Source organism: Stutzerimonas stutzeri, from assembly GCF_024448955.1.
Lineage (GTDB): Bacteria > Pseudomonadota > Gammaproteobacteria > Pseudomonadales > Pseudomonadaceae > Stutzerimonas > Stutzerimonas stutzeri_AQ.
The window spans coordinates 1-16,222 of record NZ_JAMOIH010000021.1 but is presented as its reverse complement, the minus strand read 5'-3'; the positions used below and the strand labels follow the sequence as shown (position 1 = coordinate 16,222).

15 protein-coding genes and 2 tRNA genes are annotated in these 16,222 nt (G+C 59.0%); 16 read left to right on the top strand and 1 reads right to left on the bottom strand.

The genetic code is table 11. The annotated features are described in order from the left end of the window. Positions 1 to 48 precede the first annotated feature (48 nt). From dnaJ to NA645_RS18840, 6 genes are all read left to right on the top strand, one after another. Entirely contained in the window at positions 49 to 1,176 is a 1,128-nt protein-coding gene (dnaJ, locus tag NA645_RS18865) for a molecular chaperone DnaJ (protein ID WP_256050229.1), read from the top strand. Between the two features lie 84 nt (positions 1,177 to 1,260). Beyond that, positions 1,261 to 2,067 carry a 4-hydroxy-tetrahydrodipicolinate reductase gene (dapB, locus tag NA645_RS18860; RefSeq protein WP_256050228.1) on the top strand — a complete coding sequence of 269 codons (807 nt, stop codon included), beginning with the start codon at positions 1,261 to 1,263 and terminating at the stop codon, positions 2,065 to 2,067. Positions 2,068 to 2,245: 178 nt separating this feature from the next. Further along, the gene (gene carA, locus NA645_RS18855; protein WP_256050227.1) at positions 2,246 to 3,394 is read left to right on the top strand and encodes a glutamine-hydrolyzing carbamoyl-phosphate synthase small subunit; all 1,149 of its coding nucleotides are present in this window, start codon (positions 2,246 to 2,248) and stop codon (positions 3,392 to 3,394) included. Positions 3,395 to 3,428: 34 nt separating this feature from the next. After that, on the top strand, positions 3,429 to 6,650 hold the full coding sequence (gene carB, locus NA645_RS18850; RefSeq protein ID WP_256050226.1) for a carbamoyl-phosphate synthase large subunit: 3,222 nt from the start codon (positions 3,429 to 3,431) through the stop codon (positions 6,648 to 6,650). Then, positions 6,647 to 7,123 (top strand): transcription elongation factor GreA, encoded by a 477-nt coding sequence (gene greA / locus NA645_RS18845; protein WP_256050225.1) that lies wholly within the window; start codon positions 6,647 to 6,649, stop codon positions 7,121 to 7,123. Before carB ends, greA begins: the two co-directional genes overlap by 4 nt. Next, entirely contained in the window at positions 7,095 to 7,532 is a 438-nt protein-coding gene (locus NA645_RS18840; RefSeq protein WP_256050224.1) for a DUF4149 domain-containing protein, read from the top strand. The genes greA and NA645_RS18840 overlap by 29 nt, the downstream gene beginning before the upstream one ends. 28 nt (positions 7,533 to 7,560) lie before the next feature. On the opposite strand, the gene yhbY is transcribed toward NA645_RS18840, so the two are convergent. Beyond that, entirely contained in the window at positions 7,561 to 7,872 is a 312-nt protein-coding gene (gene yhbY, locus NA645_RS18835) for a ribosome assembly RNA-binding protein YhbY (RefSeq protein WP_256050223.1), read from the bottom strand. A gap of 82 nt (positions 7,873 to 7,954) precedes the next feature. Here yhbY and rlmE point away from each other — a divergent pair, with 82 nt between their 5' ends. The 10 genes from rlmE to nusA form a co-directional block, all read left to right on the top strand. Beyond that, entirely contained in the window at positions 7,955 to 8,581 is a 627-nt protein-coding gene (gene rlmE, locus NA645_RS18830; RefSeq protein ID WP_256050222.1) for a 23S rRNA (uridine(2552)-2'-O)-methyltransferase RlmE, read from the top strand. A gap of 205 nt (positions 8,582 to 8,786) precedes the next feature. Next, positions 8,787 to 10,697 carry an ATP-dependent zinc metalloprotease FtsH gene (gene ftsH / locus NA645_RS18825; protein WP_256050221.1) on the top strand — a complete coding sequence of 637 codons (1,911 nt, stop codon included), beginning with the start codon at positions 8,787 to 8,789 and terminating at the stop codon, positions 10,695 to 10,697. Between the two features lie 13 nt (positions 10,698 to 10,710). Then, positions 10,711 to 11,562 carry a dihydropteroate synthase gene (gene folP, locus NA645_RS18820; RefSeq protein ID WP_256050220.1) on the top strand — a complete coding sequence of 284 codons (852 nt, stop codon included), beginning with the start codon at positions 10,711 to 10,713 and terminating at the stop codon, positions 11,560 to 11,562. A gap of 10 nt (positions 11,563 to 11,572) precedes the next feature. Next, complete coding sequence (gene glmM, locus NA645_RS18815; RefSeq protein ID WP_256050219.1) at positions 11,573 to 12,910, top strand: phosphoglucosamine mutase; 1,338 nt, start codon at positions 11,573 to 11,575, stop codon at positions 12,908 to 12,910. Between the two features lie 66 nt (positions 12,911 to 12,976). After that, positions 12,977 to 13,732, top strand: coding sequence for a triose-phosphate isomerase (gene tpiA / locus NA645_RS18810; protein ID WP_256050218.1), 756 nt, complete (start codon positions 12,977 to 12,979; stop codon positions 13,730 to 13,732). 4 nt (positions 13,733 to 13,736) lie between these two features. Next, a complete protein-coding gene (secG, locus tag NA645_RS18805; RefSeq protein ID WP_256050217.1) occupies positions 13,737 to 14,120 on the top strand; it encodes a preprotein translocase subunit SecG in 384 nt (127 codons plus the stop codon). Between the two features lie 7 nt (positions 14,121 to 14,127). After that, positions 14,128 to 14,213: transfer RNA gene (locus tag NA645_RS18800), tRNA-Leu, on the top strand. A 92-nt stretch (positions 14,214 to 14,305) separates the two neighbouring features. Beyond that, positions 14,306 to 14,382, top strand: a tRNA-Met gene (locus tag NA645_RS18795). Positions 14,383 to 14,510: 128 nt separating this feature from the next. After that, positions 14,511 to 14,969 carry a ribosome maturation factor RimP gene (gene rimP, locus NA645_RS18790; RefSeq protein WP_256050216.1) on the top strand — a complete coding sequence of 153 codons (459 nt, stop codon included), beginning with the start codon at positions 14,511 to 14,513 and terminating at the stop codon, positions 14,967 to 14,969. 48 nt (positions 14,970 to 15,017) lie between these two features. After that, the coding region (gene nusA, locus NA645_RS18785) for a transcription termination factor NusA (protein WP_256050215.1) at positions 15,018 to 16,222 on the top strand (1,205 nt) is incomplete at its 3' end.

Genomic DNA, 16,222 nt, shown 5'->3' with positions numbered 1-16,222 from the left:
CCGCGTCGGCGTGTCTGGAGGGTACGAATTTGAAGGTTCAGGAAATTTATGGCCAAACGTGATTATTACGAAGTGCTGGGTGTCGAGCGTGGCGCCAGCGAGGCGGAGCTGAAAAAGGCTTACCGTCGTCTCGCCATGAAACACCACCCCGATCGCAATCCAGGGGACAAGGCGGCCGAGGAGAGCTTCAAGGAAGCCAGCGAGGCATATGAAGTGCTCTCGGACGCCAGCAAGCGCCAGGCCTACGATCAGTACGGCCACGCCGGTGTCGATCCGCAGATGGGGGCCGGTGCGGGTGCGGCTTATGGCGGCGCCAATTTCTCCGACATTTTCGGCGACGTGTTCAGCGATTTCTTTACCGGTGCACGCGGCAGCTCCCGTGGTGGTGCCCAGCGCGGCAGCGATCTGCGTTACACCCTCGAGCTGGATCTGGAAGAAGCCGTGCGCGGCACCACCGTGACTATTCGCGTGCCGACGCTTGCCGAGTGCAAGACCTGCGATGGCTCCGGCGCCAAGAAGGGCACCAGTCCGGTGACCTGTACTACCTGCGGTGGCATCGGCCAGGTCCGCATGCAGCAGGGCTTCTTCTCCGTTCAGCAGACCTGCCCACGCTGTCATGGCAGTGGCAAGATGATCTCCGACCCTTGTGGCAGCTGTCATGGCCAGGGGCGTGTTGAGGAGCAGAAGACGCTGTCGGTGAAGGTGCCGGCGGGTGTTGATACGGGTGACCGCATTCGCCTGACCGGCGAGGGCGAGGCCGGGACTCAAGGTGGCCCGGCGGGTGATCTGTACGTGGTGGTCAACGTGCGCGAGCACGCAATCTTCCAGCGCGACGGCAAGCATCTCTATTGCGAGGTGCCGATCAGCTTCGCCGACGCGGCGTTGGGCGGCGAGTTGGAAGTGCCGACCCTCGATGGTCGGGTCAAGCTGAAGATTCCCGAGGGTACCCAGACCGGCAAGCAGTTCCGCCTGCGCGGCAAGGGTGTGGCGCCGGTGCGCGGTGGTGCGGCGGGCGACCTGCTGTGCCGGGTTGCGGTGGAAACGCCGGTCAACCTGAGCAAGCGGCAGCGCGAAATGCTCGAGGAATTCCGCGGCACGCTGCAGGGCGACACCTCTCATTCGCCCAAGGCCAGCGGCTGGTTCGAGGGTGTGAAGCGCTTTTTCGGCGATGTCTGAGCGGAAGCTGGAAGCTTGAAGCCGGGAGCCTGAAGCGCGCCGGAGCAGCTTTCAGCTTCAGGCTTTCCAGCTTGGAGCTTTGTTATGCGACGTATTGCAGTGATGGGCGCCGCTGGGCGCATGGGCAAGACCCTGATCGAAGCGGTGCAGCAGACCGCTGGCGCCGCCGGACTTACTGCGGCGATCGATCGGCCGGATAGCACGCTGGTCGGCGCCGATGCCGGCGAACTGGCGGCGATCGGTCGTTTGGGGGTGCCGCTGATTGGCGAAGTGGCCAAAGTGGCGGATGAGTTCGACGTGCTGATCGACTTCACCCATCCCTCGGTTACCTTGAAAAATCTGGACGTGTGCCGGCGTGCCGGCAAGGCGATGGTGATCGGTACGACCGGTTTTTCCGAGGCTGAAAAGGAGCGTCTGGTTGCCGCTGCGAAGGACATCCCCATTGTCTTTGCTGCCAACTTCAGCGTTGGGGTCAACCTCTGCCTGAAGCTGCTCGATACTGCGGCCCGTGTACTGGGCGACGAGGCTGACATTGAGATCATCGAGGCGCATCACCGGCACAAGGTCGATGCACCATCCGGCACTGCGCTGCGCATGGGTGAGGTGGTTGCCGAGGCGCTGGGGCGCGATCTACGCAAGGTCGCGGTCTATGGGCGCGAAGGCCAGACCGGCGCGCGCGAGCGGGACACCATCGGCTTCGCCACGGTGCGCGCCGGTGATGTGGTGGGCGACCACACGGTTCTGTTCGCTGCCGAAGGTGAGCGGGTCGAGATCACTCACAAGGCCTCCAGTCGCATGACCTTCGCCAAGGGTGCGGTACGTGCGGCTCTGTGGCTCGATGAAAAACCGGCCGGGCTGTACGACATGCAGGACGTGCTTGGCTTGCGCTGATTCGCCGTCGGGTGGATTGCGGCTGGACCGCAAGAGGGGTTTTCTGTAAGCTTCCCGCTTTAGTGTGTCCACTAAAAGTTGCGCAGAATGACTCCAATAAAAAGCGGGATGACCTTCACACGTCATCCCGCTTTTTTACAATCTGCGCCTGCTTCAGCCTTGATCTTTGGGAGGTCTCTTGACTAAGCCAGCCCCTACGCCAGCCATTCTGGCCCTTGCCGATGGCAGCATTTTTCGCGGCGAATCCATCGGCGCCGATGGTCAGACCATCGGCGAGGTGGTGTTCAACACCGCCATGACCGGCTATCAGGAAATCCTCACCGACCCGTCCTACGCCAAGCAGATCGTGACCTTGACTTACCCGCACGTGGGTAACACCGGGACCAACCCGGGCGATGCCGAGTCCTGGAAAGTCTGGGCTGCCGGCCTGGTCATCCGCGACCTGCCGTTGCTGGCCAGCAACTGGCGCAACCAGCAGTCGCTGCCTGACTACCTCAAGGAGAACGGCACTGTTGCCATCGCCGGTATCGATACCCGCCGCCTGACACGCATCTTGCGCGAGAAGGGCGCCCAGGATGGCTGCATCCTGGCAGGTGAAGACGCGACCGAAGAGAAGGCGCTGGAGCTGGCGCGGAGCTTTCCGGGCCTCAAGGGCATGGACTTGGCCAAGGAAGTCAGCGTCAAGGAACGCTACGAATGGCGCTCCAGCGTGTGGTGCCTGGAAAACGACCAGCACGCGGAAATTCCGGCCAGCGAGCTGCCGTACCATGTGGTGGTTTACGATTACGGCGTGAAATACAACATCCTGCGCATGATGGTTGCGCGTGGATGCCGTCTGACCGTCCTGCCAGCGCAGACGCCTGCCAGCGAAGCGCTTGCGCTGAATCCCGATGGTATCCTGCTGGCCAACGGTCCGGGCGATCCGGCGCCGTGCGATTACGCCATCAAGGCCATCCAGGAGATCCTGGAAACCGATACGCCGGTACTCGGCATCTGCCTGGGTCATCAGTTGCTGGCGCTGGCTTCCGGCGCGACCACGGTGAAGATGCCCAATGGTCACCACGGTGCCAACCACCCGGTACAGGACCTGGACACAGGCGTGGTGATGATCACCAGCCAGAACCACGGTTTTGCAGTAGACGAAGCCAGTCTGCCGAGCAACCTGCGCGCCACGCACAAGTCGCTATTCGACGGCACCCTGCAAGGCATCGAGCGCACCGACAAGGTGGCCTTCAGCTTCCAGGGTCACCCCGAGGCCAGCCCAGGCCCGCATGACGTAGCGCCGCTATTCGACCGATTCATCGAAGCCATGGCCAAGCGCCGTTAAGCCTGCCGACTGACCAAAGGATTCGAGAGTAGACATGCCAAAACGTACAGATATCAAAAGCATCCTGATCCTCGGCGCTGGCCCCATCGTCATCGGCCAGGCCTGTGAGTTCGACTATTCCGGCGCCCAGGCCTGCAAGGCACTGCGCGAGGAAGGTTTCCGCGTCATTCTGGTGAATTCCAATCCGGCCACCATCATGACCGATCCGGCCATGGCCGACGCCACCTACATCGAGCCGATCAAATGGGCCACCGTGGCCAAGATCATTGAGAAGGAGCGCCCTGACGCGTTGTTGCCGACCATGGGCGGCCAGACCGCGCTGAACTGCGCGCTGGATCTGGAAAAGCACGGCGTGCTGGAGAAATTCGGCGTCGAGATGATCGGCGCCAACGCCGACACCATCGACAAGGCCGAAGACCGTTCGCGCTTCGACAAGGCCATGCGTGACATCGGCTTGGCCTGCCCAGTTTCCGGCATCGCGCACAACATGGATGAAGCCTACGGCGTACTCGACAAGGTCGGCTTCCCCTGCATCATCCGGCCGTCCTTCACCATGGGCGGCACCGGTGGCGGCATCGCCTATAACCGCGAAGAGTTCGAGGAAATCTGCGCACGCGGTCTGGACCTGTCGCCAACCAGCGAACTGCTGATCGACGAATCGCTGATCGGCTGGAAGGAATACGAGATGGAGGTGGTCCGTGACAAGAAGGACAACTGCATCATCGTCTGCGCCATCGAGAACTTCGACCCGATGGGTGTGCATACTGGTGACTCCATCACCGTGGCCCCGGCACAGACCCTGACCGACAAGGAATATCAGATCATGCGCAACGCCTCCCTGGCGGTGCTGCGTGAGATCGGCGTAGAAACCGGTGGCTCCAACGTGCAGTTCGGCATCTGCCCGAACACCGGTCGCATGGTGGTAATCGAGATGAACCCGCGCGTGTCGCGCTCCTCGGCTCTGGCTTCCAAGGCCACGGGTTTCCCGATTGCCAAGATCGCCGCCAAGCTGGCCGTCGGTTACACCCTCGACGAGCTGCAAAACGACATTACCGGCGGTCGTACTCCGGCTTCGTTTGAGCCGGCTATCGACTACGTCGTCACCAAGATCCCGCGCTTTGCCTTCGAGAAATTCCCCAAGGCCGATGCTCGTCTGACCACTCAGATGAAGTCGGTCGGTGAAGTCATGGCCATCGGTCGGACGTTCCAAGAATCGCTGCAAAAGGCGCTGCGCGGCCTGGAAGTGGGCGTGGCTGGTTTCGATCCGAAGATCGAGGCCGGCGATCCTGACGCAAGCAGCACACTCAAGCGCGAGCTGACTGTACCGGGCGCAGACCGCATCTGGTACGTAGGGGATGCCTTCCGTGCGGGCATGAGCGTGGAAGAAATCTTCCAGCTGACCAAGATCGATCACTGGTTCCTGGTGCAGATCGAGGACCTGATCAAAGACGAAGAACGCATCAAGACCATGGGCCTGTCCAGCATCGACCGCGATGTGATGTACAAGCTCAAGCGCAAAGGCTTTTCCGATGCGCGTCTGGCCAAGTTGCTTGGCGTGACCGAGAAGAACCTGCGCAACCATCGCCAGAAGCTAAAGGTGTTGCCGGTCTACAAGCGCGTCGATACATGTTCGGCTGAGTTCGCCACCGACACCGCCTACATGTACTCGACCTACGAGGAAGAGTGCGAAGCCAATCCGTCGAGCCGCGACAAGATCATGATCCTCGGCGGTGGGCCTAACCGTATTGGCCAAGGCATCGAGTTCGACTATTGCTGCGTGCACGCGGCACTGGCGATGCGCGACGACGGTTACGAGACCATCATGGTCAACTGCAACCCGGAAACCGTCTCGACCGATTACGACACATCGGATCGTCTGTACTTCGAGCCGGTGACGCTGGAAGACGTGCTGGAAATCGTCCGCGTCGAGCAGCCCAAGGGCGTGATCGTTCAGTACGGTGGCCAAACCCCGCTAAAATTGGCTCGTGCGCTGGAAGAAGCTGGTGTGCCGATCATCGGCACCAGCCCTGACGCTATCGACCGTGCCGAAGATCGCGAGCGCTTCCAGCAGATGGTCGAGCGCCTCAATTTGCGCCAACCGCCAAACGCGACTGCCCGTAGCGAAGAAGAGGCGCTGGCCGCATCCAAGGTCATTGGCTACCCGCTGGTGGTGCGTCCGTCCTACGTGCTTGGCGGGCGTGCGATGGAAATCGTCTACCAAGAAGAAGAGCTGCGTCGCTACATGCGCGAGGCGGTCAAGGTCTCCAATGACAGCCCTGTGCTGCTGGATCATTTCCTCAATTGCGCCATCGAGGTCGATATCGACGCGGTGTGCGACGGCGAGCATGTGGTGATCGGCGCGATCATGCAGCACATCGAACAGGCGGGTGTGCACTCCGGTGACTCGGCGTGTTCGCTGCCTCCGTATTCCCTGCCCGCACATATCCAGGACGAGATCCGTGATCAGGTCAAGAAGATGGCTCTTGAGCTTGGCGTGGTCGGCCTGATGAACGTGCAGATGGCGGTTCAGGGCGAGGATATCTTCGTCATCGAAGTGAATCCGCGTGCGTCGCGTACCGTACCTTTCGTGTCGAAATGCATTGGCGTGTCGCTGGCGATGATCGCCGCGCGGGTGATGGCGGGCAAAACGCTTGCAGAGGTTGGGCTGACCGAAGAAATCATCCCCAACTTCTACAGTGTCAAGGAGGCGGTGTTCCCGTTCGCCAAGTTCCCGGGTGTCGACCCGATCCTTGGCCCGGAAATGAAGTCCACCGGCGAGGTAATGGGAGTTGGTGACAATTTCGCCGAGGCCTTCGCCAAGGCACAGCTGGGCGCGAGCGAGATTCTGCCGAATAGCGGCTGCGCCTTCATCAGCGTGCGTGACGACGACAAACCTCACGTGGCTCAGGTCGCGCGCGATCTCATCGAGCTCGGTTTCGAGGTGGTTGGTACGGCCGGCACCGCCAAGATCATCGAAGCCGCGGGACTACCGGTGCGCCGGGTGAACAAGGTGACCGAGGGTCGCCCGCATGTCGTCGACATGATCAAGAATGACGAAGTCACCTTGATCATCAATACCACCGAGGGGCGCCAGTCCATCGCTGACTCCTACTCGATCCGTCGTAATGCTCTGCAACATAAGATCTGCTGCACCACCACCCTGGCGGGTGGCCAGGCGATCTGTGAGGCGCTCAGGTTCGGTCCTGAGAAGACCGTGCGCCGCTTGCAGGACCTCCATGCAGGAATTAAGGCATGACTAAATACCCTATGACTGTCCAGGGCGCACGCGCCCTGGAAGAGGAGCTCAAGCATCTGAAAACCGAGCTGCGTCCGCAGATTACCCAGGCCATCGCCGAGGCGCGGGAGCTGGGGGACCTTAAGGAGAATGCTGAATACCATGCTGCCCGGGAACAACAGGGTATGGTCGAAGCGCGCATTCGTGACATCGAGGGCCGACTGCAGAACGCGCAAGTCATCGATGTTGCCAGCATTCCGCGTACCGGTAAGGTCATTTTCGGCACGACTGTGGACATCGCCAACGTCGAAACGGATGAAACCGTGACGTACCAGATCGTTGGGGACGACGAGTCCGACATCAAGCGCGGCAAGTTGTCGGTCAGCTCGCCTATCGCTCGCGCCCTGGTGGGTAAAGAGGAGGGTGATGTGGTGACGGTGAAGACGCCTAGCGGTGTGTTGGAATATGAGATCGTCGAGGTTCGCCATATCTGACCGCCAACCCATGCGCGCCGGGGTGATTAGCTGGCAGCTGGCCCAAACGTTCTGGGTCGGCGGCCTTTGGTTGCTGCAGTTCGTGATGTTGCCAGCGCTGGCGAAAATTGGCTTGGCGCCGCTGCTGATCGAAGAGATCGCATCCAGTCTTCGGCCATTGCTGGTGGGTCTTGCCGCGTTCTGCGTGGGGCTTCAGGCAGTCGTACTGATCCAGTCCAAAGGCTTTCGCAGTCTTTGGCGGGATGTGCGTGGTCAATTACTAATGACGGTGCTGTTGCTTGCGGCGAGCTATTTTGTAGTGCGCGCTGGCGTCATCGAATCAGCGTACTGGTTGGTCTTCAGCTATTTGGTGATGGGGTTTTGCGGGCTGATGCTGGTGCTGCAGGTCGCTCCCGGGCGGGAGCGATAGGCGGAAGGCGATACGGGCGGAAAGCGGCTTAGCCCTGAAAGCGATGCACGTTCGATAGTTGCTTGTTCACCTTCGGATTTTTCCGATAGACCAAGGCCATCTTGCCGATGGATTGAACCAGTTCGCAGCCGCCGACCTTGCAGAGTTCTTCCATCACCGCATGGCGATCGTCGCGCTCGGTGATCCGTAGCTGTACCTTGATCAGTTCGTGATCGTTCAAGGCGCGATCCAGCTCGGCCTGCACCCCTTCGGTCAGCCCGTTCTCGGATACGATCAACACCGGCTTCAAGTGGTGGCCGATGGATTTGTACTGTTTCTTCTGCTCATTGGTGAGCGGCATAATTCGACCCTTGCGTCAGAACTCTTGAAAACGGCGGCTAGTGTAACTGACACGCCCTGAGCCGCACAGATGAGGTATCAGCTTGGCACGTTCCAAGACCAGCCCGCGTTGGCTGAAAGAGCATTTCGATGACCCCTATGTGAAGATGGCGCAGCGCGATGGCTATCGTTCACGAGCGAGCTACAAGCTGCTCGAAATCCAGGAAAAGGATCGGATCCTGCGGCCGGGCATGACGGTAGTTGATCTGGGGGCGGCCCCGGGTGGATGGTCTCAGGTAACCAGTCGCGTCATCGGAGACCGTGGGCGGCTGATCGCCTCTGACATCCTGCCGATGGACAGCATTGCCGATGTGACCTTCGTGCTCGGGGACTTTACCGAGGAGGTGGTCTTCGCAGAAATTCTCCAGGCCATCGGTGATACGCAAGTCGACCTTGTGATTTCGGATATGGCCCCCAATATGAGTGGGGTGAAAGTAGCTGACCAGGCGCGCGCGATGTTTCTCTGCGAGCTGGCATTGGATTTGGCGATGCGTGTATTGCGCCCCGGTGGCGATTTTTTGATCAAGATCTTTCAGGGGGAGGGGTTCGATGCCTACCTGAAGGACGTGCGGCAGAACTTCGACAAGGTGCAGATGCGCAAACCTCTATCTTCACGGGATCGCTCACGCGAACAGTACTTGTTGGCGCGTGGCTATCGTGGCGAGGGGTAGTCCATCGGCCCCAGTTCCAGCTGTCTAATAACAATTCCGGCTGGCGCCAACTGCAGGATTACGGGCTAGCATGTTTCATATCGGGTTACAGACCAAGCTGCCCGTTTAGTAACGTTGTGTAGTAAGTTAGGCCGAGAGCGAACCATCGGCCGTCATGCGAGCTCTCGACAACGAGCTCGCTCTAGAGGGTAGTGAATTGAACGACATGGCAAAAAACCTGATTCTGTGGTTGATCATTGCCGCTGTCCTGGTGACGGTGATGAACAACTTTTCCAGCCCGACCGAGCCCCAAACGCTCAACTATTCCGATTTCATCGAGCAGGTGAAAGAAGGTGGGGTGGAGCGCGTGACCGTCGACGGCTTCGTCATTACCGGTAAACGCAGTGATGGTGAAACTTTCAAGACTATTCGCCCGGCAATTCAGGACAACGGCCTGATTGGCGATCTGATCAATAACAATGTGGTGATCGAAGGCAAGCAGCCGGAGCAGCAGAGCATCTGGACGCAGTTGCTGGTCGCCAGTTTCCCGATCCTGGTAATCATCGCGGTCTTCATGTTCTTCATGCGTCAGATGCAGGGCGGAGCGGGTGGCAAGGGTGGGCCGATGAGCTTCGGCAAGAGCAAGGCGCGCTTGCTGTCCGAGGATCAGGTCAAGACCACTTTTGCCGACGTCGCCGGCTGCGACGAGGCTAAGGAAGAAGTAACCGAGCTGGTCGAGTTCCTGCGCGATCCTGGTAAGTTCCAGCGCCTCGGTGGCCGTATTCCGCGCGGCGTGCTGATGGTGGGGTCGCCAGGTACCGGTAAGACACTGCTGGCTAAGGCAGTCGCTGGCGAGGCCAAGGTTCCGTTCTTCACCATTTCCGGTTCCGACTTCGTCGAAATGTTCGTTGGTGTGGGCGCGAGCCGTGTGCGCGACATGTTCGAGCAGGCCAAGAAGCACGCGCCGTGCATCATTTTCATCGACGAAATCGATGCCGTCGGTCGCCATCGTGGCGCGGGTCTGGGTGGTGGTCATGACGAGCGCGAGCAGACGCTCAACCAGCTGCTGGTTGAGATGGACGGCTTTGAAATGAACGACGGCATCATCGTCATTGCTGCAACCAACCGTCCGGACGTGCTCGATCCGGCATTGCTGCGCCCTGGTCGTTTTGACCGCCAAGTGGTGGTTGGATTGCCTGATATTCGTGGTCGCGAACAGATTCTTAAAGTTCATATGCGCAAGGTTCCGCTCGGCGACAGTGTCGAACCGGCATTGATCGCTCGTGGTACTCCTGGCTTCTCGGGTGCCGATTTGGCCAACCTGGTCAACGAAGCCTCGCTGTTCGCCGCGCGCGCCGGTAAGCGTCTGGTGGAAATGAAAGAGTTCGAGTTGGCCAAAGACAAGATCATGATGGGCGCCGAGCGCAAGTCCATGGTCATGTCCGAAAAAGAGCGCCTCAATACGGCTTATCACGAGGCGGGTCACGCCATTGTTGGGCGCGTCGTTCCTGAGCATGATCCGGTCTACAAGGTTTCGATCATTCCTCGTGGTCGGGCGCTTGGCGTCACGATGTTCCTTCCCGAAGAAGACCGCTACAGCTTGTCCAAGCGTGCTTTGATCAGTCAGATTTGCTCCTTGTTCGGCGGTCGTATCGCCGAGGAAATGACGCTTGGCTTTGATGGGGTTACGACCGGTGCATCGAATGACATCATGCGTGCTACCCAGCTGGCCCGTAACATGGTCACCAAGTGGGGCTTATCCGAAAAGCTCGGTCCTCTGATGTATGCCGAAGAAGAAGGCGAGGTATTCCTTGGGCGCAGTGCCGGCAGTCAGCACACCAATGTCTCCGGGGATACAGCCAAGCTGATCGACCTTGAGGTACGCAGCATCATCGATCACTGCTATGACACGGCCAGGCAGATTCTGGCTGACAACCGCGACAAGCTTGATGTGATGGCCGAGACGTTGATGAAGTACGAAACCATCGACTCAGACCAGATCGACGACATCATGGCGGGGCGGACCCCGCGCGAGCCTCGCGATTGGCAGGACGGTTCAGGCCCAACGGGAACGCCCGCTCAGCCTGAAGGCGATCGCCCGCAGGCTCCAATCGGTGGCCCCGCTGGCGAGCACTAGCTAAGGCGTTTAAATGACTGAGATGTTGCACCCAACCCGGCTGTCTTGTGGCAGCCGGGTTCTTGATTTATCGCGTCCACATGTCATGGGCATCCTTAATGTCACGCCTGATTCGTTCTCTGACGGAGGTCGGCATGTCGGCGTCGATGCGGCGTTGCGTCACGCTGAGGCGATGGTGTCTGCCGGTGCGACATTGGTTGATATTGGCGGGGAGTCGACGCGCCCGGGTGCACGTGTCGTTTCGCCGCTAGAAGAGCTGGAGCGTGTGGCTCCGGTGGTCGAAGCGATATCGCGCGAGCTCGACGTGGTCATCTCGGTGGATACCTCGACACCGGCGGTGATTCGCGAGAGTGCACGTCTTGGCGCTGGTCTGATCAATGACGTTCGTTCGCTTTCCCGCGACGGCGCACTGGACGCAGCGGCCGATAGTGGTCTTCCGGTGTGCTTGATGCACATGCGGGGCGAGCCGGCCGACATGCAGAACGATCCGCGCTACGACGATGTCGCTGCCGACGTGTTGGGCTTCCTGCGCGAGCGCATGGAAGTGTGCATTAGCGTGGGCATTCCTGCGGAGCGGATCGTGCTCGATCCCGGGTTTGGCTTCGCGAAGACCCTCTCGCATAATCTCAGCCTGTTCAAACATATGGAGCAGCTTCATGTTTTGGGGCGGCCGTTGCTGGTTGGTGTCTCGCGAAAAAGCATGATTGGACAGACGCTTGAGCGGGATGTGGCGCATCGTCTCTATGGGAGTTTAGGGCTTGCCGCGCTTGCTGTAGCCAAGGGTGCCAGCATCCTGCGTGTGCATGACGTTGCCGAAACGATTGATGTGGTTCGAATGGTTGCCGCCGTGCAAGCGGCGGGATAGGAATTTAGTCATGGCTAGAAAGTATTTTGGAACTGACGGCATACGCGGCCATGTGGGGCAATTTCCAATTACCCCGGACTTTATGCTTAAGTTGGGGTGGGCGGCCGGCATGGCGTTTCGCAAGCAAGGCAAGTGCCGCATTCTGATTGGCAAGGACACCCGCATATCCGGATATATGTTCGAGTCGGCGTTGCAGGCCGGACTTTCCGCGGCAGGTGCCGACGTGCTGCTGCTCGGTCCAATGCCTACACCTGCGGTTGCCTATCTGACCCGTACCTTCCACGCTGACGCAGGTATCGTGATCAGCGCCTCGCACAATCCTCACCACGACAACGGCATCAAGTTCTTCTCCGGACGGGGTACGAAATTGCCGGATGAGGTTGAGTTGATGATAGAGGAGTTGCTCGATACGCCAATGACAGTCGTGGAGTCCGCGCAGCTCGGCAAAGCATCGCGCATCAACGATGCTGCTGGTCGCTACATCGAATTCTGCAAAAGCAGCGTTCCCACCAGTACCGACTTCTCCGGCATGAAGATTGTGCTCGATTGCGCCCACGGCGCGACCTACAAGGTGGCCCCCAGCGTCTTTCGTGAGCTTGGATCAGAAGTGGTGGTGATCGCTGCCCAGCCCGACGGGCTGAATATCAACGCCGACGTTGGGTCGACTCACATCGCACAATTGCAGAAAGCTGTGGTCGAGCACGGCGCGGATCTCGGTATCGCCTTCGATGGAGACGGCGATCGAGTGATGATGGTCGACCATACTGGTGCGCAAGTGGATGGGGACGAGTTGCTCTATATCATTGCTACCGACTTGCAAGAGCGCGAGTGCTTAGCAGGTGGGGTCGTTGGCACCCTGATGAGTAACCTGGGCCTCGAGCTGGCACTGAAGGAACGTGATATACCCTTCGTACGAGCGAAGGTCGGCGACCGTTATGTAATGGCGGAAATGCTAGAGCGTAACTGGGTGATCGGCGGGGAAAACTCAGGGCACATTGTCTGCGCCCAGCATGTGTCTACCGGAGATGCCATCATCGCAGCGCTTCAGGTCGTGCTTGCTCTGAGGCGGCGGGGGCGAAACCTGGCGCAAGAGCGACTGGCCTGGAACAAGTGTCCGCAGGTTCTGATTAATGTGCGTTTCACAGGTGATCGCGATCCGATCTCGCACCCCCAGGTTCAAGCCGTCTGTGACAGTGTCACCGAGCGAATGGCTGGTCGGGGGCGTGTATTGTTGCGCAAATCTGGGACCGAGCCTTTGGTGCGTGTGATGGTCGAAGGCGACGACGAAAAGCAGGTTCGCAACTACGCCGAGGAGCTGGCCAAAGTGGTTGCTGAGGTTTGTGCATGATTCCCGCTTGCCAGGTGTGTTGCCGTTGAGTACCATCTGCGCCCACTTTGACCGACGAGGTAAAGCATGCGTCGCCCACTGGTAGCTGGTAACTGGAAGATGAACGGTACCCGCGCCAGCGTCGCAGAGCTGATCGATGCGCTTCGTCAGCAGGATATGCCTGCCGATGTAGAAGTAGTGATATTTCCAAGCTGTCTGCATTTAGCGCAGGTGGTGAGTGATCTGAATGACAAGGCGATCGCGGTAGGTGCCCAGGACTGCGCAGCGCAAGCTGGCTTCGGTGCCTTTACCGGTGAGGAATCCGCATCGCAGTTGGCTGATGTGGGTTGCAAGTGGGTGCTGGTTGGGCATTCTGAGCGACGCCTGATAATGGGCGAGAGCGACGAAGTGGTAAGTAGAAAATTCGCGGCGGCATTGGAGTGTGGGATGACTCCGGTGCTTTGTCTGGGGGAGACGCTTGAACAGCGTCAGGCCGGACAAACGTTAGAAGTGGTAGGGCGTCAGTTGGCTCGCATTATAACTGATGCCGGTATCGCTGCTTTCGAGCGAGCGGTTGTGGCATATGAGCCAGTGTGGGCGATAGGCTCCGGGCTCACGGCGACTCCGCAGCAGGCTCAGGAAGTACATGCGGCCATTCGAGGGCAGCTGGCGCTGGAGGATCAACGTATCGCTGATGGCGTGCGTCTTCTCTACGGCGGCAGCGTGAAGGCGGAGAATGCTTTCGAGCTTTTCGAGATGGCGGATATTGATGGGGGGCTTATCGGTGGTGCCTCTCTGAAAGCGAATGATTTCGGCGCGATCTGTCGTGCCGCAGGGAACTGATCAGATGTTGCAGACTGTTGTGATTGTGGTGCATCTGCTGGTTGCCATTGGTGTGGTTGTGCTGGTGTTGCTGCAGCAGGGCAAGGGGGCGGATGCTGGTGCGTCTTTCGGTTCGGGTGCTTCGGCAACTGTTTTCGGGAGTCAAGGTTCCTCTACCTTTCTAAGTCGTTTTACTGCTATACTCGCTGGCGTTTTTTTTGTGACGAGTCTGGGGTTGGCGTTCTTTGCAACGCAGCAGGCAGATCAGATGTCGCAGGCGGGTTTGCCGGATCCGGCAGTACTGGAAGTTCCAGTTAGCAAGCCGGTGGTTGAAGATGTTCCGGTCCTGGAATCTGCTCCGTCCGCGCCTAGCCCAGATGATGTGCCGCAGGTTCAGGAGCAGAAGTAAGGTTTTTGCCGAGGTGGTGGAATTGGTAGACACGCTACCTTGAGGTGGTAGTGGCCATAGGCTGTAGGGGTTCGAGTCCCCTCCTCGGTACCAAACAAGCAGGCCCGCAGATGCGGGCTTTCTTGTTTTCAGGTGTTTGGGTTGACCTGTTTTGGATGCGGTCGTATAATTCGTGCCCAGTTTGACGCGGGGTGGAGCAGTCTGGTAGCTCGTCGGGCTCATAACCCGAAGGTCGTTGGTTCAAATCCAGCCCCCGCAACCAGTTAATGAGAAGCCCCTGTCGAGGGGCTTTTTATTAGCTCCAAGCCAGATCGCCGGCATCTACAGGCGATCATAAGGGATGGGCGTTTCGCCCATTTTTCATTTGTACAGCATGCGCGAGGGACTTCGATGTCGAGCAAGCTAGAACAGTTGCAGGCCTTGTTGGCCCCGGTGGTCGAGGCGCTCGGCTATCAATGCTGGGGCATCGAGTTCATTTCGCAGGGTCGGCATTCCTTGTTGAGGGTCTATATCGATCACTCCAATGGGATTCTTGTCGACGACTGTGAGAAGGTCAGCCGCCAGCTGAGCGGTGTTCTCGACGTCGAGGATCCGATCAGTTCCGATTACACGCTTGAAGTGTCCTCGCCTGGTATGGATCGACCTTTGTTCACACTTGAACAGTACTCGGCGCACGTAGGCGAACAGGTCAAAATAAAGCTGCGCTCGCCCTTCGAGGGCCGGCGCAATTTCCAGGGTCTTCTCCGCGGGGTTGAAGAACAGGACGTGGTAGTGCTGGTAGATGATCACGAGTATCTGTTGCCGATCGATATGATCGACAAGACCAACATAATTCCCCGTTTTGAGTGAATCGCGGATCCCGCGGACCCCAATGGATTGCGAAAGGCGAGGCGTACGATGAGCAAAGAAGTACTGCTGGTTGTGGAGTCGGTATCCAATGAAAAAGGCGTACCGGCCGGTGTGATTTTCGAGGCATTGGAGCTGGCTCTGGCCACGGCTACCAAGAAGCGCTTCGAGGACGAGGTGGATCTACGGGTTGAGATCAATCGGCAGAACGGTAGCTACGAGACCTTTCGCCGCTGGACGGTGATCGAGGAGGAGGATTTCGACGATCCGGCTCATCAGCTGACGGTCGATATGCCTCAAGCTCGCGAAGCCGATGCCAAGGTTGGTGACGTCCTGGAAGAAAAAATCGAGTCGATCGAATTCGGTCGTATCGCTGCGCAGACTGCCAAGCAGGTCATTGTGCAGAAGGTTCGTGAGGCCGAGCGTGCCCAGGTGGTCGAAGCGTATCGGGACCGTCTGGGCGAGATCATCTCCGGCACGGTGAAGAAGGTTACCCGTGACAGCGTCATCGTCGACCTGGGCAACAATGCCGAAGCGTTGTTGGCCCGCGAAGATATCATCGCTCGCGAAACCTTCCGGGTCGGCGCTCGCGTTCGTGCGCTGCTCAAGGAAATCCGTACCGAAAACCGCGGCCCGCAGCTCATTCTGTCCCGCACCGCGCCGCAGATGCTGATCGAGCTGTTCCGTATCGAAGTGCCGGAAATCGCAGAAGGTCTGATCGAAGTGATGGGCGCTTCGCGTGATCCAGGCTCGCGCGCTAAGATTGCCGTTCGTTCCAAGGACAAGCGTATCGATCCGCAAGGCGCTTGTATTGGCATGCGTGGTTCGCGCGTACAGGCCGTATCCGGCGAAATCGGTGGCGAGCGCGTCGATATCGTGCTCTGGGACGAGAATCCAGCCCAGTTCGTCATCAATGCAATGGCGCCGGCGGAAGTCGCTGCCATCATCGTCGATGAAGATGCCCATGCTATGGATATCGCTGTCGGCGAAGACAATCTGGCTCAAGCCATCGGTCGCGGTGGTCAGAACGTGCGGCTCGCTAGTCAGTTGACCGGCTGGACGCTGAACGTAATGACCGAGGCGGATATCCAGACCAAGCAGCAGGCTGAGACTGGCGATATTCTGCGCAATTTCATTGAAGAGCTGGATGTCGATGAAGAACTGGCGCAGGTACTGGTCGAGGAAGGCTTCACTTCGCTCGAAGAGGTTGCCTACGTCCCAATGGAGGAAATGCTCGGCATCGAAGGCTTCGACGA